This window comes from Microcoleus sp. FACHB-831, from assembly GCF_014695585.1.
GTDB lineage: Bacteria > Cyanobacteriota > Cyanobacteriia > Cyanobacteriales > FACHB-T130 > FACHB-831.
On record NZ_JACJON010000067.1, the window covers coordinates 177,758 to 199,967 of the forward strand.

General features: G+C 46.1%; 5 protein-coding genes. 2 read left to right on the forward strand and 3 right to left on the reverse strand.

What is annotated here, in order from left to right; genetic code table 11:
• Positions 1 to 192: 192 nt before the first annotated feature.
• From recF to H6F77_RS19525, 3 genes are all read right to left on the reverse strand, one after another.
• The gene (gene recF, locus H6F77_RS19515) at positions 193 to 1,332 is read right to left on the reverse strand and encodes a DNA replication/repair protein RecF (RefSeq protein WP_190490233.1); all 1,140 of its coding nucleotides are present in this window, start codon (positions 1,330 to 1,332) and stop codon (positions 193 to 195) included.
• 68 nt (positions 1,333 to 1,400) lie between these two features.
• The gene (locus H6F77_RS19520) at positions 1,401 to 4,268 is read right to left on the reverse strand and encodes a cation-translocating P-type ATPase (RefSeq protein ID WP_190490235.1); all 2,868 of its coding nucleotides are present in this window, start codon (positions 4,266 to 4,268) and stop codon (positions 1,401 to 1,403) included.
• A gap of 231 nt (positions 4,269 to 4,499) precedes the next feature.
• Positions 4,500 to 5,444, reverse strand: coding sequence for a lipid kinase (locus H6F77_RS19525; protein WP_190490590.1), 945 nt, complete (start codon positions 5,442 to 5,444; stop codon positions 4,500 to 4,502).
• Between the two features lie 725 nt (positions 5,445 to 6,169).
• Between H6F77_RS19525 and H6F77_RS19530 the strand changes: the two genes are divergently transcribed.
• A complete protein-coding gene (locus H6F77_RS19530) occupies positions 6,170 to 11,929 on the forward strand; it encodes a CHAT domain-containing protein (RefSeq protein ID WP_190490237.1) in 5,760 nt (1,919 codons plus the stop codon).
• A 482-nt stretch (positions 11,930 to 12,411) separates the two neighbouring features.
• Positions 12,412 to 22,203 (forward strand): CHAT domain-containing protein, encoded by a 9,792-nt coding sequence (locus tag H6F77_RS19535; protein WP_190490239.1) that lies wholly within the window; start codon positions 12,412 to 12,414, stop codon positions 22,201 to 22,203.
• The last annotated feature ends 7 nt before the right edge of the window (positions 22,204 to 22,210 follow it).

Here is a 22,210-nt window from a genome sequence, read left to right on the forward strand (position 1 = left end):
ACTCCAGTCCGGGTAAGCCTCTCAGAATTTTTAGCCCAATAGTATTCCTGAATTAACTAGCATTAGTATGACGTTTAGGGGCGATGAGATGTGTCAGTTATCCAAGTTTTTTAAGTTGGTTGCTATATCCGTTGATATGTGAAGTAGGACAATTTCTAAAGTTTAAAATCAAAGTCTTTACAGTCGTTGCAATTAACACGTATTTATCTGCCCCGCCTGGACAGATAGAATTTGCGAAGAATTCAGCCACTGGGCATCGAAAGAGCCTAAATGGGTGGTGGCGATCAAGGTTTGAAAACGGTCTTGAATGGCGTCGAGGAGCTGATTTTGACGCAAGAGATCGAGTTCAGCCAAAACATCGTCAAGCAGTAGCAGCGGCGGTTCGCCAACGACTTCTTCAATTAATTTTAGCTCTGCCAGTTTGAGGGCTAAAACTAGCGTTCGCTGCTGACCTTGGGAGCCATAAGCTCTTGCTGGCGTTTGGTTGATAGCAAAGTCAACATCGTCTCGATGAGGACCCACTATGGTTGTGCCGATATGCTGTTCGGCGACGCGACGCTGCTGTATTTTGTCTAAAAAGGATTGCTGTACAGAAGCGGCGTCATCATACTCTAGGGGGATATTTGGAGCATAGGTCAATTCTAGCACCTCAGTTTTGCCGCTGATGCTAGCGTGCCAAGCGGTGGCGAGGGGAGCCAGCCGCTGCAAAACGCGCGATCGTCGTCTGGTGACGCGGGAGCCTACTGTCGCTAATTGGGCATCCCACAGAGCTAGTTCTGAGTCCTGATTTGCAGAGATGCGATCGAGCGCGTCTGAGTCCTGATTCTTCAGTGCTTTTAAAAGAGCGTTGCGCTGGCGCAGAACCTGGTTGTACTGCTGCAAAATGTGGGCGTAGATGGGTTCGAGCTGAGTGAGCATGGAATCGAGCCAGTTGCGCCGCCTTTCGGGCGCACCCCGCACTAGGTCTAAGTCTAGACTAGAGAACTGGACGGCATTGAGGACACCCAAGAAGTCGAGTTGGCGACGTAAAGATTCCTGGTTGAGGGCAACGGTGCGACGCCCTTGAATGCGTAGAGTTAAAGCAAGTTCGCTCAAACCGTTGGTGCGGTCTAGGGTGGCGGAGATTTTGCCCTCCGATGCACCTTCGCGGACAAAATCGCGATCGCGTCCCCCCCTGTGGCTCTTTAACGTCGCTAGTAACTCGACCGCCTCCAAAACATTAGACTTCCCCTGAGCGTTATTCCCCACCAAAATCGTTTTGGGGGCACTAAAGTCAATCCGCTGATCTTTGTAGTTGCGGAACTGTCGCAGGTGAAGGGTCTTAAGATACATAGACAATTGGGAATTGAGAATTGGGAATTGGGTGTCGCTATTACCAATTCCCAATTACCCATTACCCATTACCCCCTACTTCTGTATAAGCGAATAAACACTTTCTCAAGCTCTACCCAAACAAACATTAAGGCGCTGAAGCCAAAACAAACCCCCAGTTCCTCCAAACTCAGTGGGTGAGTATTAAAGAAAGTTCGCAGGGGTGGAACGTAAACCAGCGCCAGTTGCAAGGCTGTGGTTACAGTTACCGCTGCTAGCAGATAGGGGTTAGAGAAGGGGTTTAACTCAAAGATCAGCCTCGTGTTAGAGCGAACCGCAAGAGCGTGACCCATCTGTGCAATACAGAGGGTAGTAAACACCATAGTCTTCCAGGTATCTTTATCTCCCTGATAGCCTGGTGCATTGGTATGCTGATAAGCCCACCACATTAAAGCAATGGTGATAATAGCAAAGATAATACCAATGCGGATCATGTAAGACCCCAGACCTTGGGCAAAAATACTCTCGCGGGGATTCATGGGAGGACGCTCCATCACGTCTGGTTCCGCTGGTTCGACTGCTAGAGCGAGGGCTGGCAAACCGTCTGTAACTAAGTTCATCCAGAGAATTTGCAACGGCGAAAGTGGCACTCCTCCCAGACCCAATAAGGGGGCGGCGGCGATGACAAAAACTTCACCAATGTTGCTGCCCAGAATGTATTTAATAAAGCGGCGAATGTTGCTGTAAACAGTCCGCCCTTCTTCGGTTGCAGCGACTATGGTGGCGAAGTTGTCGTCTAGCAGTACCATATCGCTGGCTTCTTTGCTGACATCGGTGCCAGTGATGCCCATAGCGATGCCGATATCGGCTTGCTTGAGGGCTGGGGCATCGTTAACGCCGTCTCCGGTCATGGCGACAAATTTGCCCTGATTTTGGAGCGCTTGGACGATGCGTAGTTTGTGCTCGGGGGCGACGCGGGCGTAGATGGTAACGTCGTTTACTTGTTGTTCGAGTTCTTCTTGAGAGAGTTTTTGCAATTGTTGACCAGTGAGGACGCGATCGCCTTCTTTGGCAATTCCCAGATCTATGGCGATCGCTTGCGCTGTTAGCTGGTGATCGCCTGTAATCATTACAACTCGAATCCCCGCTTTCTTGCATTTCGCTACCGCGTCCCGCACTTCAGGTCGCGGCGCATCCAGCATCCCCACCAGTCCCAACCACACTAAATCGCGCTCATTAGTTTCCTCTGAGCCTTCTGGGGGTATGGTGTCTAGGTGCTTTTTAGCAAACCCCAACACGCGCAAACCGCGCCCCGCCATGTGGTTATTTTGCTCTAGTATCTGAGTTCGCTGTGCATCCGAGATGGCTTCTAGCCTGCCACCTATCTGAATTTGGGTACAGCGCTCCAGAATTAACTCTGGAGAACCCTTGGTGAACATCACGTACTGAGGATTGGGCGTTTCCCTGTCCCCTATTCCCAGTCGTATATCCCCTGCCTCGCTAATCGTACTCATCCGCTTGCGTTCGGATGAAAAGGGAAACTCACCAACGCGCCGCATTCTCTGGATCAAAGGCTCTTTGTCAACGCCTCCCTTACCAGCAAGTGAAATCAGCGCTCCTTCTGTCGGATCGCCTAAAATCGTCCATTGGCCTTCCTCATGCTGCAACAGGGCATCGTTGCAAAGCACGCAGGCAAACAATACCTGTTGGAGTTCTGGATATTGATCTGCTGTGACTGTCTGAGTTTCTAGTTTAAACTCGCCCGCTGGCGCATAACCTTCGCCCGTGACAGCGAACGTCTGGCTTGCCGTTTCCACCCGTTGCACCACCATTTTGTTTTGGGTGAGGGTTCCAGTTTTATCCGAGCAGATGGTGGTGACGCTGCCTAAAGTTTCTACAGCTGGGAGTTTGCGAATGAGGGCGTTGCGACGCACCATGCGTTGAGTTCCCAGCGCTAGGGTAACGGTAATTACGGCTGGTAAGCCCTCTGGAACTACGGCTACTGCCATACTCAGAGACACTTCCACCAGTTCTTTAACAACGTTACCCAGCTTATTCAAATTCCATCCGTTGGTGACGCCCGCGTGGATGGTGCCACCCACAATGACTATGGCCACTAGGGTCAAAGAGCCAGTTACCAGTACGTTACCTAGCTGCGTCATGCGCTGTTGCAGAGGGGTAGGCTCGGATTCCACCGATTGCAAGAGGGCGGCTATTTTTCCGAGTTCTGTCTGCATCGCCGTGCCAGTGACAACGGCTTTAGCACGTCCGTTTATGACTTCGGTTCCTTGAAACACCAGGTTGACGCGATCGCCCAAGGAAGTGTCTTCACCTAGCTGCACCCGTGCTTGCTTGTTGACGCCCTGGCTCTCGCCTGTCAGCGCTCCTTCTCGCACTAACAAGCTAGATTCTTCAATCAGACGGCCATCTGCTGGTATTTGTACGCCAGCTTCCAGCAGCATGATGTCTCCCGGTACAAGTTCCTTGGCATCCACTTCTAAGGTTTTGCCGTCGCGGATAACTCGTACTTTGGGGGAGGAGAGTTGCTTTAAGGCGGCGAGGGCTTTTTCTGCACGGCTTTCTTGGAGGTAGCCTAAGACGCCGTTGAGGATGACAATCAATAAAATCGCGATTGTATCTTTGAAAGGTATTTCACCGGGTTTCAAATTTCCGGCTTGCCAATCCAGCAGGTCTAAACCTCCAGAGATAAATGCCACTGCGATCAGCATCACCAGCATGATGTTAGTGAACTGATCTAGGAGGATTTGCCAGGAACTGCGACCAGCGGTTTCTTGGAGTTCATTTGGGCCGAAGTGCTGCGATCGCTCTTGTATCTGCTGGGATGTCAGTCCCGATGCGGCGTCGCTACCTATTAACTCCAGCGTCTTGTCAACTTCCAGAGTATGCCAATGTCTTGCCACGTCTGGCACAGAATTTGAATAACTAGATAAACTCACGGCGACTTATGCTTTAGAACCTACTAGCAGTCAATAATAGAGCTTTAAGTCAGCGTTGTGAGTGACTAAGGACTAGGAAATAGGGCATTGTTTTGATAAGTATCCTATTGGTTTACTTGCAGACCAGCATATACCACTAAAATTTTTATTATCGCGCCCGCCTGCATTGTAAGGTGCGTTTTGTGAGGAAAAGTCACTTTCGGACTAACCCACTCTTAATTTCTCCCCTGGCTAATTTTTGAGCGCTGTGTCTGCTCCCTCCCCTTCTTCTACCCCCTCTTCTTGCAACCCTGGAATTTCAGGCGATTTGGAGACGATAACCGACAACGACTGGGGAATGACGCGAAATTTAGCCGGGGTGTAAGTGATGATTTCACCATCAGCACTTATAGGGCGTGGGGTCTTAGTATTAACTTCGATTTCTTGACCTTGGAGCGCACGCACCGCCGATGATTTCCCCTGCGTCCCTTGCCACATTCCAGGCAGCAACCCTACAACTTGCCACCAGTGCTTATATTCTAAACTGTACAAATCTAGCCTAGCATCGTTGATGGTTGCATCCTCGGCAACGACCATACCACCGCCGTAGAATCTACCGTTACCTACTGCAATCTGGGCTGTTTTTACTACTACTGAAGCGCCGTTTATAGTAATTTGTGCGTTAAATGGTCGCGATCGCGATATAACTTGCATTGCTGTGGCTGCATAAGCTAAAACTCCCCAACGCCGTTTAGCTTCTTTACTCAAATTGCGCGTTATTTGTACAGTTAGCCCCATACTGGCAACGTTGAAAAAGTATTTATCGTTGACGCCGCCTATGTCAATCCGCCTTACTTCACCGTTGGCAATAATGTTACAAGCTTCGGTTAAAGAATTTGGAATTCCCAGGGTTCTAGCAAGATCGTTTGCGGTTCCTAAAGGTAAAATTCCCAAGGGCAATTGAGTTTCAATTAACCCTGCTGTGGCAGCATTTAACGTACCATCACCGCCACCGACTATTACCATATCAACGCGATCGCGGTATCGTCGGATAATATCTGATATCTGCTGGGGTTTTTCTGTTGACTCTTCAAACAGTTCAAAGCCAAGCGATTTTAATTGGTTTAGTGCATCCGATAAAGTATCTTTTCCGCGCCGAGCGTGGCGATTAACTAACAACAGCGATCGCTTGCTCATGTTGCGCCTCTTCAATGATTAAACTTCAAAGTTATATTTCTAATTATCCCAAATTTCTGGGAAAAACACCTCTATCCACTGAGAGACTCAGCATTATTCACAATCTCACGCTTTTATTCCCATAACCTATTTCTGACATCAATTTGGGTTATGAGTTACACTTTTTAACCCAGAAAATATGTCTTTAGAGGTAGAGGATTTCCTATTAAGGGGGTGCAACTTAGTACAGGATAGGCTGCTGGTGATTGATAGCTGCATCGCCAATTCGCCAATAATAAATCAATGTAGCAAAGTGCGTTTTAGGCTTTGGCTGGGTTATTGCATCTAACCTAGAGCAAACTAGCTCAAGTAGATAAATTGTGTTAATTATCTGATCGTGCCTATTTTTTATTTCCAATATCAGGGCGATCGCTAAAAAAATCATTTGTCTAATGGAGCAAATAAAGCTGTCGATGCCGAAAAAAAAGTAGAGGATTAAAACTGGCAGGTTATTGAGGATTGAGTACTATGAACCGTTCAGTTTAAAGCAATGCCAAAGGTGGGACGTGTTTCTAATTAGGCATTAAGTCAGGGCTAAATGGCTTTAATCTTGATAATTTAGATTATAGCTATACTTTCTTATTAATTAATCTATTTAACTATATAAATAGTAATTAATATTGGCGAAATATAAAAAGGTGTATTTGCATAATGTATAGCTAGATAATTGAAAATTATTCCAAGTTATGAAATTAAGTATATCGCGTGTTAGTCTGCTGGTGGTCGCACTTTCGTTTATGGTTAGCATAGGTATAGAGAAAGGGCGATCGCAGGCGCAATCTATTATCCCAGCCGCAGATAACGCTAACACCATTACCACCCAGAATGGCAATCAGTTCGACATAAGTGGCGGTAAGATTTCAGGCGATGGTGCAAATCTATTCCATAGTTTTACCCACTTTGGCCTAAGCAAAGACCAAATTGCAAACTTTATCTCCAACCCCAACATTCAGAATATTCTTGCAATAATAAAGGGCGGAGACGCATCAGTAATTAACGGCTTACTCCAAGTTACGGGCGGCAATTCTAACTTAATTTTAATGAATCCAGCAGGGATTATTTTTGGCAGCAACGCTAGCTTAAATGTACCTGCTGGATTTACAGCTACAACAGCCAATGCTATTGGCTTTGGCTCTAATTGGTTTAATTCGACTAATATTAATGACTACGCTATTCTCACCGGAACGCCCAGCAATTTTGCATTTACGATGAGTCAGCCAGGGGCAATTATTAACGCTGGCAACTTAGCAGTGGGAGAAGGAAAAAATTTAGTTTTGGTAGGCGGAACTGTTATAAATACGGGTAATTTATCCGCGCCCGAGGGTAATATTATCGTAGCGGCTGTAAAAGGAGAAAATTTAGTTCGCTTGAGCCAAGCGGGACACCTTCTAAGTTTAGAAATAGGGACGGGGAATCCTAATACCCCATCACCAACCCAAAATCCCCTATCATTACCGGAATTATTGACTGGTGGCGGTGCAAGTAGTGCTACGGGACTTACAGTTAATAGTAATGGTGAGGTAATCTTAACTGGTTCAGGGATTAGCATTCCCACAGAGTCGGGTATTGCTATTGTATCTGGCAGTATTGATGCATCAGGCAAAAGCGGCGGAAATGTGCAAATTTTTGGTAACAAAGTTGGATTATTAGGCGCTAATATTAAGGTTTCAGGTACTAATAATGGGGGTAACGTGCTGATTGGCGGCGACTACCAGGGTAAGGGTAAAGTGCCTCGCGCCGCAAGCACTTACGTTAGTAAAGATAGTGTTATTAATGCAGATAGTATTCTTAACGGTGATGGCGGTCGTGTTATTGTTTGGGCTGATAAATTAACTGAATTTTTAGGTAATATTAGCGCTAAGGGTGGCAGTAATTTAGGTAACGGCGGATTTGTGGAAGTGTCGGGTAAAGACACCCTAATTTTTAGAGGTAAAGTTGATACTCTGGCGACTAATGGTAATGCGGGTACTTTGCTGCTTGACCCAATTGATATCACGATAGTAAGCGCTACGGCTGCATCGGAAGACAGCAAGTTGCCCTCTTTTTCCTATACTGATAATTATCCTTCTTCGTTTACAATTTCCAAAACTGCACTGGAAAATCAGAGCGGTAATGTGTTGCTGGAGGCGAGTAATAATATCACAATTAACCCAGGCGTATCGTTGAATTTTGTTAGCGGTGGGTCAATTGTTTTTAAGGCGGACGCTGATAGTAATGGTGTTGGCTCTTTTTTGATGAATTCAGCAGATACTATTGCTACAAATGGGCGATCGCTATCTATTTCAGGAGCAACTTTATCTGTTGGAAATATTAATACTTCATCGGGTTCTGGCAATGGAGGAGCGTTCGCTCTTACTGCCAATGGGGATATTAATTATAATTTCCTTTCGACTAAAAGTATTAGTGGCAATGCTGGCAACATCGATATAAATGCTGGTGGAAACGTTGTCGGCTTAGATATTTATGCCAACTCTGATGGAGACAATGGCGGCAATCTCACTATAAATGCTGGTGGGAATATTTACACCGATGATATCTTTTCTATGGGTTCTTTAAAGAGTGGGGATATCACCCTAATCAGCGGCGGGACGATTGACACATTCAAAACTGATACAACCCTAAATACCCCAGGTGGTATAGTTTCATGTTCTAGCAGTGGTGCTGTACTTTGCGCTGGTGGTAGTGGCAAGGGTGGAAATATCACTCTTAAAGCAGCGATCGCAATTGATATTCCAAATACACTCACCAGTACTGGTTCTGCTGGTGGCGGAAATATTGATGTTCAAAGCGATGGAACAATTAGCAGAATTTCTTTAAACTCAAGTTCTACTAATGGTAAAGGTGGCGCGATCGCTGTCAATGCCAAAAGCGATATTACGACGGGTGATATTAATTCGAGTGCCTTTCTAGATGGCGGAAATATCGATATTAAAAGCGGTGGAATAATTGATATTAGGCAACTGGCTATAAACTCAAGTTCTACTAATGGTAAAGGTGGCGCGATCGCTCTCGATTCGGCAAGCGATATTACAACGGGTAATATTAATTCCAATGGCTTATTAGGCGGCGGCGATATTAAATTGCTAACCAGCGGCGGCAGCATTAATGCTACTAAAGGTGGCCTAAACTCTAGTTCTATTAATGGCAATGGCGGCGCGATCGCACTTGAAGCTAAAGGCGATATTAGGACGGCAAAAGTGGAATCTAGTTCGCCTGATTCTGTTAAAAATGGGGGTGACATTACCTTCACTAGCAAGGAAGGAGCGATAAACACCACAGCGGGAAGTTTATTTTCTAGCTCTACCTTTGGCAATTCGGGAGCGATCGCGCTTTCTGCTAATGGCAACATTACTACTTCTGATATTGATTCTCGCTCAACTGGTTCCGGCAATGGGGGTAATATTACTCTTATTAGTAAAGCGGGAGCGATTGACACTACATCGGGAACTTTTAACTCTTACTCTAATAGTGGCTTAGGAGGTGCGATCGCTCTCAGTGCTAATAGCAATATTACTACTGCTAATTTGATATCTGTATCACCCGGCGTTGGCACTGGTGGTAATATTATTCTTAACACCACAACAGGAGCCATCGATACAACAGCAGGAGTTTTATTCGGTGGTTCTGTGAGTGGAAATGCAGGAGCGAGCGCTCTTACTGCTAATGGAAACATTACCACTGGTGCTGAAGTGAATTCTCGCTCTAGGGGTTCTGGCACTAATGCTGGTTCTATCACATTAACAAGCATTTCAGGAGCCATTGATACAACAGCAGGAGAGGTGAAATCTAGCTCGGTTGATGACAATGCTGGTAATGGTGGAGCGCTAGTTTTTAAAGCATCGGGAAACATTACTACTAATACGCTTATCTCTGAATCTTCTGGTTCTGGTAACGGCGGTAATATCAATATCACCAGTTTAAAGGGAGAAATTAACACGACAGCAGGAGATGTGAATGCTAGTTCTGTTAATGGAAATGGTGGAAATATTACGCTACAAGCCGCTGGCAATGTTACTACTAATAAAATTAGCTCGAATGGTTTTTCTAAGCTCAATGCTGGGAGCCTTCTTATTAAGAGTGACGGTAATATAAATACTGATGATTTAAGTTTTGTTAGTTTTTCTGGCGATGGCGGTAATATCTCCCTTACTGCGGCTAGTAATATTACAACCAAACGAATAAGTTCTAGCGGAGCAAATATCAGCGGAGATATTAATCTTACAAGTGGTGGAATAATTGATACTACTGGGGGCGATGTTACTTCTACGTTTGGAACCGATAATCTTATCAATTCCGCTTTTGGTGGCAATATTACTTTCACTGCTACTGGTGATATAAAGACTGATGTATTAATATCTGGTATTCAGCCTTACACTGGCAGCGCTGGAAATATTAAGCTTGATAGCACGGGCGGTGTTATTACTAATAATCTTAACTCATCAGGCTTGAGTGAAGGAGGCGCGATCGCTATCTCAGCTAGCAACCAAATTACAACTGGGGAAATCAATTCTAGTTCTACTTCTGGTATTGGTGGAAATATACAAATCGATAGCAAAGATACTATCTTAAGTGGAGATATTAACTCATCAGGGTTGAATGGGGGAGGCGCGATCGCTATTTCAGCTAGCAACCAAATTACAACTGGAGAAATCAATTCTAGTTCTAATTTTGGTAATGGCGGAAATGTAACTCTCGATCCGCTTGGAGATATTCAAGTTAGTTTAATAAATGCCCAAGGTGGAACGCGGGGAACGGGGGGGACAGTTGATATTACTACTGACAGATTCTTTAGTGCTACCGACTTGTTCGCCGATCGAAATAACATTAATGCCAGTATTTCTACAGCAGGCGGACTTGGAGGAGGTGCAATTATTATTCGACACGGCGGAGGTTTGCGGGGGACTCCTTTTGTAGTCGGAAGTGCAAGCGATAACGGTACTTTAGGCGCGATCGCTAGTAGTAAAGATAATGCGATCGCTTCTGGTTCTTACAATCCACCTCCTGTAGCTGACATCAATAATATTTCCAACTATACTCAAGGCAATATTCAAATAATTACTAGGTTGCCATCAACCCAAAGTCAGCCGCCAGACCCAATAATTACCCCTTCGCCATCCATCCAAACGCAACTGCCAGATCCCAACAATCAACCTACCAAACAACCGCTAGTTGATACCCCATCGCCGGAACTTCTACCTCAACCGGAGTCTTACTTCACCAATAATTTTGAAGAATATCTAGAGCAAGTTGGCGATACGCGGATTAAAACTATTGCTGAGGCGAGGGAAACTCTTTCGCAAATAGAGTCTGCAACTGGTGTCAAACCCGCGCTGATATACGTCTTTTTTGTTCCTCCCAGTCTAGCTCCTTCAGCAGCAAATGGAAGCCAAATAATTCGTCCAGTTCCAGATAAAAATGATGCCCTCGAATTACTGCTTATAACAGCCAACGGGCGACCGATTCGCAAACGAGTACCGGCGACAAAACGCGAACAAGTCCTTAAAGTTGCCCAGAAATTTCGCGAACAAGTCACCTTGGAAAAAACAGGCACTAAGTATTTACCCCAAGCCCAGCAATTTTATCGGTGGTTGCTAACACCTTTAGAAGAAGATTTGCAGAAAGAGGGTATAGAAAATCTGGTGTTTATTATGGACGCAGGTTTGCGTTCTATCCCCCTAGCGGCGTTGCACAATGGTCAACAATTTCTCGTGGAAAAATATAGTGTTGGTTTGATGCCCAGTCTTAGCATCACCGATACCCGTTATGTTGATATCAAGACGGCGCAAGTATTGGGTATGGGAGCCGATAAATTTGCCAAACAAAATCCTTTACCCGCTGTACCGCTTGAGCTTCAAACTATTACGAAGAAGTTGTGGCCGGGAAAATTTGTTCTCAATGAAGCTTTCACTTTAGATAATCTCAAGACCGCACGCAGCCAACAACCTTTTGGAATTGTACACCTAGCCACTCACGGCGAATTTAAGGCAGGACGACCAGAAAAATCTTATATCCAGCTTTGGGATACCCAACTCAAACTTAACCAGATGCGACAGTTGGGTTGGGATGCGCCACCCGTAGAGTTATTGGTGCTGAGTGCTTGTCGCACTGCTTTGGGGGATAAGGAAGCGGAGTTAGGCTTTGCAGGTTTGTCGGTTGCGGCGGGGGTTAAGTCGTCAGTCGCTAGTTTATGGTACGTCAGCGATGAGGGCACTTTGGGGCTGATGACTAATTTCTACAACGAACTTAAAAAAGCTCCCATCAAAGCTGAGGCGTTACGACAGGCGCAACTGGCGATGCTGCGAAACCAAGTGCGCCTGTCCGGGGGGAAGTTGCAAACTGCGAGTATTGAACTGACTGTGCCGCCTGAACTAGCGAAGTTAGAAAACCAAGACTTCTCGCATCCCTACTACTGGGCTGGTTTCACGATGGTTGGCAATCCCTGGTAATTTAATAATTAAGTATTAGTAATAGCTAATTGTAAATGGGCAATGGGTAATTGGAAAGGCTGGTAATTCCCCCTCTGCCTCATCTCCCCTGACGGTTGAATGCAATAAATATTAAATAAACTTAGCTATTATAATTACAAAAAATTTTTATTTTAATAGATAACCCTATATTTAGATTTGCTTCAAACTTACTACTAACCTTATGAAGAGCGTGGCTACTGTAAACAAATTACAAGAGCGATCGCCTGCTGTTTTCTTGCTTACATTCTTATATATGTAGATATCATAAAGTAATTATTAAACTTCATTAAAACTTTATAAATTGCGTATATCCACCGATATAGGCAGGATGGTAAAATTTCTGCTTATATCCCAAAAGGCTTATATTTTAAGTGAATTCATCTAACTGCTGATAGATGAAGAACCGATATGGCTATGGGATTCTGCTTAAGGGCGTACATCTACAGGTAGGGATAAATTTTATGGCTGTTTCCCAAAAAAATATTAATCTACTCGTCGCACGCAACAACAGTTTAAAAACATTCACTATTTTTAGTAGTAGAAAAAAAATAGAATCAAAAAGTAGCAAAACATACAAAAAGCTAAACAATAGCAGCAGTTTTAGTTGGTATAGTTCATTAGCAATTGCGCCTTTAAAGGCACATTTAGCCCTGCTTCCCTGCTTGGCAATGGGGACGCTTTTGTGTGACTCAGCCCAGGCACAATCGATTATTCCAGATGCCAACGGCACGGGCACGGTTGTCAGTCCCGCAGGCAACCGCATAGATATCACGGGTGGCACGCTGTCGGGTAACGGGCAGAACCTCTTCCACAGCTTCACTGAATTTGGCCTGACACAAGACCAAATTGCCAACTTTCTCTCAAACGACGCTATTAAGAACATTCTGGGGCGCGTCAACGGTGGCAACCCTTCAGTAATTAACGGGCTGATTCAGGTTACAGGCGGCAATTCCAACCTGTTCTTGATGAACCCCGCTGGCATTGTATTTGGTCAAAATGCGCGTCTAAACGTCCAGGGCGATTTCACCGCCACGACTGCAAGCGGCATTGGCTTTGCTAATGGCTGGTTTAATGCCTATGGCCTTAATAACTACGCAGCGCTGGACGGCAACCCTAGCGCTTTTTCTTTCCCTGCGTCTGCTAGCGGTCCAATTACCAATTCTGGGAATTTAGCCGTTAATGACGGGAAAAATTTAAGCTTGGTGGGTAGCGCGGTTGTAAATACCGGGGAGTTGAAGTCGCCAGGTGGCAACATCACCATCGCCGCCGTACCTGGAACCAATACAGTCCGCATCAGGAAAGCTGGAAACGTACTGAGTTTAGAACTTGAAAACCCGGGGGCGATATCTCCCTTATCTCTGCCTGGGCTGTTGACTGGCGGTAATGTTAAAGCGGGGGAAGCTGCGGTTTCTGGAACCCTAGATGCATCGGGAGAAACAGGCGGCGTCGTGCAGGTGTTGGGTTCGTCCGTGAAGCTGACGGGCAACGCCCTAGTTAATGTTTCTGGGGATAAAGGTGGCGGAACCGCGCTGATTGGAGGAGATTACCAGGGAAACAGCAAGTTTAATGCTACAACCACCTCGATAGACAAGGGCGTGACGATTAATGCCGATGCTGGAAGCAGCGGTAATGGTGGCAAGGTAATCGCTTGGGCTGACAATAGCACAAGCTTCTTAGGGTTTATTAGTGCAAAAGGTGGCGAAAATAGCGGCAATGGCGGTTTTGTGGAAGTTTCCGGCAAAGAGTCTCTTAATTTTAATGGACTCGTTAACTTGCTTGCTCCTCAAGGACAAACCGGGAATTTACTATTAGACCCCTCCAATATAAATATCGACGGCATAGATGGTGGCAATGCTACAACGCAACAAATAGCAGCCAGCACGTTGGTGTCGCAGCTAAGTTTGGCTAATGTGTCGCTTCTTGCCGATAGCAGCATCAGCGTTAATAGCGCTATCGACGCGACTGGGAATGTTAGCAACAACTCCCTTAGCCTAAACGCCCCAAATCTAAATTTAAATGCCCCGATTAACGTCCGGGGTAACTTGAGTCTTGCCAGCAGCAACGGCGGGCAAGCAAATGTAAGCGTAAGGAATAATGTTGCCCTAAACACCAGTGCGGCTAAGGGCGAGATGAATCTCAACGCCCTAATCCAGCTGGAAAATGGGGCTAGTTTGAGTGCCAGTACGGGGGGCGGAAACCTCAATGTAGGGACTGTGCGGGGCAGAAATGGCGAAAATGTAGCGCTAGATTCAGGCACGGGGACGCTGACAGTACAAGGGCGTATCGGCAACGGCTATGAGCTTAACTCAATTTCACTGACAGGCGATCGCGTCAACCTAAACGATTTTGTTTCTGGCAAGAGGGTACTGCTGCAACCTTCTACACCCAGTATGAGTATCGGGGTTGGCGATGGTGCCCCTGGTGATTGGAATGCAACCGCGAATTTAAGCAAATTCATCGATAACTTTGAACAAATCGTCATCGGTAGGGCAGATGGTACGGGGCCGGTGACGGTTAATTCTATATCATCCATAGTAGACCCGGTGAAAATTCAATCACCGGGGGGCACGATGGTTGTTAATGGATTTCTTACAGGGGTAGATAACGCCGCCTATGAACTCACCGCTGCGAATATCACTCTTAATGCCGACATTACGACACCCGATCAAAACATTATCCTCAATGGAAATGTAACTCTGGCTAAGGATGTAGAACTCAATACCCGCGAACGCGCTCCTGGCGACATCATTATTAATGGTAATGTTGACGGAAACCACAGCCTTATCCTCAGTACAGGCAGCGGCGCTATTACAACAAAAGGCACAATCGGCGGCAGTGTGCCGCTTACGAACTTATCTTTTCTTGGCTTTAACAACAACATCAACGTCGGCAATATTGGCACTCCTACCACGCCGGGTTTTACGGGAACTTTTAATTTAAATCCCGGAGTTCAAGGTAACGTTACCCTCATCGGCGACACGTACAACGCTACTCAGGCTAATTATTTAGTAGCCAATAACAGAGACTTAAATATCAATAGCGGGACAACAACAACTTTCTACTCTAATGGCAGCCCGCTTACCATCAATAACACCATTAGACTCGCAGCGGGTAGCAGTTTGGGTGCCGTCAGCGGCGGCGGGAATATTACCTTGGGTGCGGTGCGCGGAACCCGCAACGCTGATGTTACTTTAGATGCAGGCGCAGGCGCGGTGACTGCGGGTGCGATTGGCAATCCAGGCGAAATTAATGCCATTAAAATTACCGCCGATGGGATTATTAATCTGACTGATAAGGTTTTTGGCAATACTGCTTTGCTTCAGCCGTCTAGTCCTGCTAAGGATATTGCCATTGGTGTTGGTTCTGTTGGTAGTTGGAATCCGACTGCGGCGCTGGATAAATTGCAGAATGGTTTTTCTTTAATTACAGTCGGACGCGCTGATGGTTTTGGCAACGTTGCAGTTAGCCCGCTGACGGTAAACGACTCATTGTTAATTCAGTCGCCTGGGGGCGCGATCGCTGTAAACGGACAAATTACAGGTCAAGGCGATGCCTCGATTACTCTCAACAGTGTCGGCACAATTTTGAATGCAGGCATTACTACAGCCGATCGCGATATCAACATTAATAGCAACGTTTTAGTCGGTCAAAATGTAGCTCTGGATACGGGTGCTAGCGGCGGCGGCAATATCAATCTTAATGGTGCGGTAGATGGCCCTGCTGCTTTAAATTTAAGTGCGGGTACGGGTGATATCAACGCATTCGGTACAATTGGCGGAGTAACTGCGCTTACCGCTTTAAACGCAACTGGCAACAATATTAATGTGGTTAATATTGGTAGCGCGATCGCCTCTGGTGTTATTGGCAGCAACATTTTAACTGCTAAGGGCGATATTAATATTGCTGGCACGAATATCAACGCGGGTTCGCACGCTTTTACAAGTGGTGCGGGTAAGACTTTTAACTTTGTAAGTGGCGCGAAGACGAACGTTATTTCTAGCGGTGGCGCGATCGCCTTCAACAATGGCAACATCCAGCTAAGTAACGGTTCGGATTTAAATGTTACCAGTAATGGCGGTAACGTAGCCCTCACAAATATCCAGGGAACCAGCCATCAAGATTTGGCTGTTAACGCTGGTGCTGGCAGCGTAACTGTGGGCGCGATTGGCGGCGGCAACGGCATCAACACTGTAGATATTACGGCACTTAGCGGTGTTAATTTATACGGTAATATCACAACTTCAGATGCTGCTGGGAACAACGTTAGTCTAACTGGCCCGGTAAACCTGGGAACGGGCATAACCATAAATACGGATACGGCAGGTAGCGATGGCAACGTTGCAATTAACGGTTCTATTAATGGCAATGCACCGCTAGCGATAACAGCCGGATCGGGTAATATCGGTGTAACCAGTACCATTGGCGGCGCGGCTGCACTGACCAGTTTAGACATGAGTGGTGCTAATATTTCAGTCGCGAATATTGGCACGGATGCGGCGGCTGGAGTGTCGGGAAATACGAATTTAAGTGCAACGGGAAGCCTGAATTTTACCGGAACAACAGTTAACGCCAACCAACAGATTTATACCGCAGCGGCAGTTAATATTAATGCTGGTGCGCCAGTGAAATTTACCTCTAGCGGGGATGCGATCGCATTCAACACTAGCGCAGTTAAACTAGGGGACAACTCAGACCTCGCAATTAACAGCAACGGCGGTAATATTTCCCTCCCAACTGTACGCGGTACCAGCTTAGAAAGCTTGAGTTTAAATGCAGGCGCTGGCACAATTCAGGTGGGTGCAATTGGCAGCGGCAATGAAATTAAAGCAGTAGATATTACCGCAACTGGTGGCGTCGGTCTTAATGGCAATATCACTACAGGCGATGCACCAGGTAATAATGTAACGGTGACTGGGCCGATTCAACTGGGAACCGACATTAAAGTTAGCACCGATAACGCAACTAATGACGGCAACGTTACTTTTAACAGCACGATAGACGGTGCGAAAACCCTGGAAGTACAAGCAGGATTTGGCACTATTAACGCGGTTGGTGCAATTGGTACTACCACACCCCTGAATAATTTAAGCTTCAGCGCTGGCAATATTTCCATAAACAATCTGGGCACTGGAACGACACCCGGAGTAACCGGAACCACCAGTCTGACTGCTATCAACGACATCACCTTTACTGGCACGAACTACAACGCCAACGCGCAGAATTACACCGCCAAAAATTTCAACTTAGTCGCAGGCGCACCAACAACATTTACCTCTAGTAACGATCCGGTTAGCTTCAACAACGGAACGGCAAAATTATCCGATGGTACGGATTTAATTGTTAACAGCAACGGCGGTAATATTTCCGTCGCTAGCGTCCGGGGAACGAGTTCGGAAGATGTAACTTTAAACGCAGCAGGAGGTAGCGTCAGCGTTGGTGCAATAGGCAGCGGCAATGAAATCAATACGGTAAACGTAACCGGAAATAGCGGCATTACCCTGAAGGGAAATATCACCACTTCTGATGCTGCGGGTAACGATGTTACTTTGACTGGCCCCGTTAACATTGCAACTGGCGTTACTATTAACACCGATAATGCGACTACTGACGGCAACGTTACTTTTAGCAGTACGATAAACGGCCCCGCAGGTTTAACTGTTACTTCAGGACAAGGGAAAATTTCAGTTCCGGGAACAATTGGCGGCGCTACTGCCCTAGAGAATCTTAACTTAACTGGGGATATCACCTTAGCGAATATTGGTACAACAACAGCAGCGGGTGTTAACGGCAGTACGAGTTTAAATAGTACGAACGACCTGAATTTTATTGGCACGACATACAACGCCAACGGGCAAAACTACACGGTCGCACCAGGGAAGAATTTCAATATTCTCGCTGGCGCACCCACAACATTTACCTCTAGCAACGATGCAATTAGTTTCAACACTGGAACTACTAAACTTGCAAATGGTTCCGACCTAATTGTTAACAGCAATGGCGGTAATATTTCGCTGGCGACGGTGCGCGGCACGAGTTCGGAAGACGTGAATATTACAGCAGCAGGAGGTAGTGTCAGCGTTGGTGCAATTGGTAATGCTGATGAAATTAATACGGTAGATATCCAAGGGAATGCGGGAATTACCCTGAATGGCGATATCACTACCTCTGATGCTGCGGGTAACACCGTTAATCTGAATGGCCCTGTGAAGTTAGGCACAGACATTAAGATTAAGACGGACAATGCTAATACTGATGGCAACATCAATATTAATGGCACTACCGACGGAAACCATGCCTTAACTTTAACGGCGGGTAAAGGCACTATTACCACTACAGGCGCAATTGGTAGTACTGCGGCGCTAAACAGTTTAGATGTAACTGGAAGCAACATTAATATCGCCAATATTGGTACTAATGCCGTAGCTGGTGTTAACGGTAATACCACTATTAATGCAGAGGGAGATCTGAATTTTACTGGCACGACATACACCGCAAATCAGCAGAATTACACGGTGGGAGTTGGCAGAAACTTCAATATGGTTGCTGGTGCGCCAACAACTTTTACCTCTAGTAACGACGCGATTAGCTTTAATGTCGGTACAGTTCAACTAAAAGATGGTTCTGACTTAACTGTTAACAGCAACGGTGGCGCGATCGCCATGCAGGATGTACGCGGTACGAGTTCGGAAGATGTCAATCTTAACGCTGCTGCTGGAACGGTTAAAGTGGGTGCGATTGGCAACGGTAACGAGATTAATACCGTAGACATTAGCGGTGGTGGCGGCGTTACTCTTAATGGCAATATCACTACTTCTGATGCGCCTGGAAATAATGTAACTGTAAATGGCCCCGTTACTTTCCCGAACGATTTAAAGATTAATACTGATAATGCAACTAACGACGGCAATATCAATATTAATGGTGGAGTGAATAGCGATCGCTCTCTTACTTTAACTGCCGGAACGGGTAATATTGGTGTAGCTGGCGCAATTGGTAGCACAACTGCCTTAAGCAATATAGACTTCGTTGGCGGCAACATTGCTGTTAACAATATTGGGAGTGATGCAGCCGAGGGAGTGAAAGGCGGTGTCAATCTAAATGCAAGCAGCAACATTACCTTTACTGGCGCTACAGTTAATGCCAACCAGCAGAACTATACAGCAGGAAAAACGTTTAATATTGCTGCTGGCGCACCAACAACATTTACATCTAGCGGCGATGCAATTAACTTCAATAACGGCAAAATACAGCTAGGCGACAACTCCGATTTAATAGTAAGCAGCAACGGCGGTAATATAGCGATCGCGTCCGTCGATGGCACCAGTTCAGAAGATTTGAAGCTTAAAGCTGGTAGTGGCAGCGTCAATATTGGCGCGATTGGCAGCAGCAATGGAATTAATACTGTAGACATCGAAGCTGATGGCGGTATTAACCTAGCGGGCAACATCGCTACATCTGATGCGCCAGAGAACAACGTCAGCTTTAAAGGCGCTGTCAACGTTGGCGGAAATATTACTATCGACACCGACAACGCTACTAACGATGGCAACGTCAACTTCAGCAGTACGGTAGATGGAAACGGCGGTTTAACTATTAACTCCGGAGGGGGTAGTATCAACTTCCCCGATACGATTGGTGGCAAGACTGCGCTATCTACTTTAAACTTAAGTGCTGGCAATATCGCACTCGCAGATATTGGTACTAATTCCGCTGAAGGTGTAAGCGGCGGCACTAATATTAGCGCCAGCAACGATATCAACTTTAATGGCAAGACATACAACGCCAACCAACAAAGCTACACCGCAGGAAATCAATTTAAAGTCAATTCTGGAGAGACTACAAACTTTACCTCTAGCGGCGATGCAATTAGCTTCAAAGTTGGCACTATTAAGTTAGCTGATGGCTCAGACCTTGTTGTTACTAGCAACAATGGAGATATTGCTCTTAGTAACGTGCGCGGTACAAGTAACGAAACTCTAAAAGTACAGGCTGGTACTGGTAGCGTCAACGTGGGTGCGATTGGTAGCGGTAACGAAATTGCGGCAATAGATATTGGTGGCAAAGGTGGTATTACTCTCAATGGCGACATTAAAATTGCTGATGCGCCGGGGAATAATATAACGCTGAACGATCCGGTGAAGTTGGGTTCAGATATTACGATTAATACTGACAATGCCACTAACGACGGCAATATAAACTTCAACGGTACGCTTGATGGTGGAAAGTTTCTAACATTGAATGCTGGTAGTGGGGAAGTTGCTTTCAATGGAATTGTAGGAGGCAAAGAAGCTTTAGGCGGTCTAATCATTAACAATTTAGGACTGCTGAAAATTGCTAATGGCGCAGATATGAAACTTACGGGAAGTTTCGCGCAAAATGGTACTGGCAGCGTTTCCACTGGTGGAAATATTAAGGCTGCTAGCATTCAATTTAACAGTCCTATCAGCTTAACTAACGCCGTTTCTTTCGATAGCAAGAGCAACATTACTATCAACGGCAAGATTGAGGGGAATCAAAACTTAAGCATGACCGCTGGAGACGCGATCGCGGCTCGTGAAATTAACACCAGTGCGACTTCTGGCAATGCTGGCACTGTCACCCTCAAAGCTAAAAACGACATTGAAGTTAATTCAATTAATACGCAAGCTAGCGGCGGCGGTTTAGGCGGCAAGGTAGACATTTCGACTGGCAAATTCCTCCGCGTTACTGGCACGTTCACCGACCAAAACGGGCAATTAGCGAGTATTTCCACAGCAGACGGCGGCGCTGGTGGAGATATCGCAATGCAGCATGGCGGTGGGATTAGAAACGTTCCTTTTGTCGTAGGAGATGCCACTACTAACGGTACGGCTGCTGGAATTACTACAAGCGCTGGAAATATAATTTTGCCTCCCAAAATTATTCGGCGCGATTACACTCAGGGCAATATTTCGATAACTACACCAATACCACCCGCGCCACCTCAAATCACTCCAGCATCAGAATTAGAACAATCTACCAGCGTACCCAATGCTGAATTAGATTTAGTAGTAGCTCAGTTAGACGAGCCGTTCACGCGCCAGTTTGAACAATATGGTGGTGCCAATTCTAAAACTCCGATTAAAACCATAACAGAAGCCCGTGAAACGCTGCGGCAAACTGAGGCATCAACGGGAGTAAGAGCGGCATTCATCTATGTAGTTTTTGCTTCTTCGACGGATGCAGCAGAAGTAGCGTCAAGAACTAAAAATCTAAAATCTCAAGGCCAAAGTTCTGAAGAAGAATTGGAATTGGTGATAGTAACAGCGCAAGGTCAGCCGATTCGCAAGCGAGTTGAGGGAGCATCGCGATCGCAAGTCTTGCAAGTGGCTAAAGAATTTAGCACAAAATTGAGCAACCCCAAGAAAACGCAAGATTATTTGGTTCCTTCCCAACAACTTTATAAGTGGTTGTTAGCGCCTATGGAAGCAGATTTACAAGCGCGGGGAATCGAAAATCTAGTCTTTTTGATGGATGCAGGCTTGCGATCGCTACCAATCGCCGCTCTCTACAACGGTCAAGAATTCCTAGTAGAAAAATACAGCGTCAGCTTGATGCCCAGTCTCAGCTTGACAGATACGCGCTATGCTAACCTGCGTCAAGCAAAAGTTTTGGCGATGGGAGCCGACCGCTTAACGGGTGAAGCTCCGCTTCCCAGCGTACCCGTCGAGTTGCAGGCGATCGCAAGCGGTACAAACAAGTTTTTCCTCAACGAAGCTTTCACCTTAGATAATCTCAAAGCGCAGGTTCTGCAACAACCATTTGGCATTGTTCACCTAGCCAGCCGCAGCGAATTTAATTCTGGGGTATTTAGCAATTCTTACCTGCGTCTGTGGGATACGAAATTAAGCTTAGATCTGGTGCGAGAGTTGGGTTGGAAAAACTCACAAGTAGAATTGTTGGTACTGAGTGCGAGTCGCTCGACGATGGGAGACGAGCAGGCGGAATTAGGCTTTGCTGGGTTAGCTATGCATACTGGAGCAAAATCTGCTTTAGCCAGTTTGTGGTGTGGCAATGATGAGGGAACTTTAAGGCTGATAACAGATTTTTACGAGCAATTAAAAACAGCCCCAATTAAAGCAGAAGCATTGCGGCGATCGCAGTTAGCCATGCTACAGGGAGGCGCTCAATCTGTAAGTACCAAAGTGTTGCCAGAAATAGCAAAACTCAAAGGCAAAGACCTCTCCCATCCTTACTACTGGGCTGCGTTCACCATGATTGGCAACCCTTGGTAATTACGAT

Excerpts from the sequence above, each read along its gene's own strand:
- H6F77_RS19525 (WP_190490590.1), bottom strand. The coding sequence starts at position 5,444 with ATGAGCAAGCGATCGCTGTTGTTAGTTAATCGCCACGCTCGGCGCGGA.
- H6F77_RS19530 (WP_190490237.1), top strand. The coding sequence starts at position 6,170 with ATGAAATTAAGTATATCGCGTGTTAGTCTGCTGGTGGTCGCACTTTCG.
- H6F77_RS19535 (WP_190490239.1), top strand. The coding sequence starts at position 12,412 with ATGGCTGTTTCCCAAAAAAATATTAATCTACTCGTCGCACGCAACAAC.
- recF (WP_190490233.1), bottom strand. The coding sequence starts at position 1,332 with ATGTATCTTAAGACCCTTCACCTGCGACAGTTCCGCAACTACAAAGAT.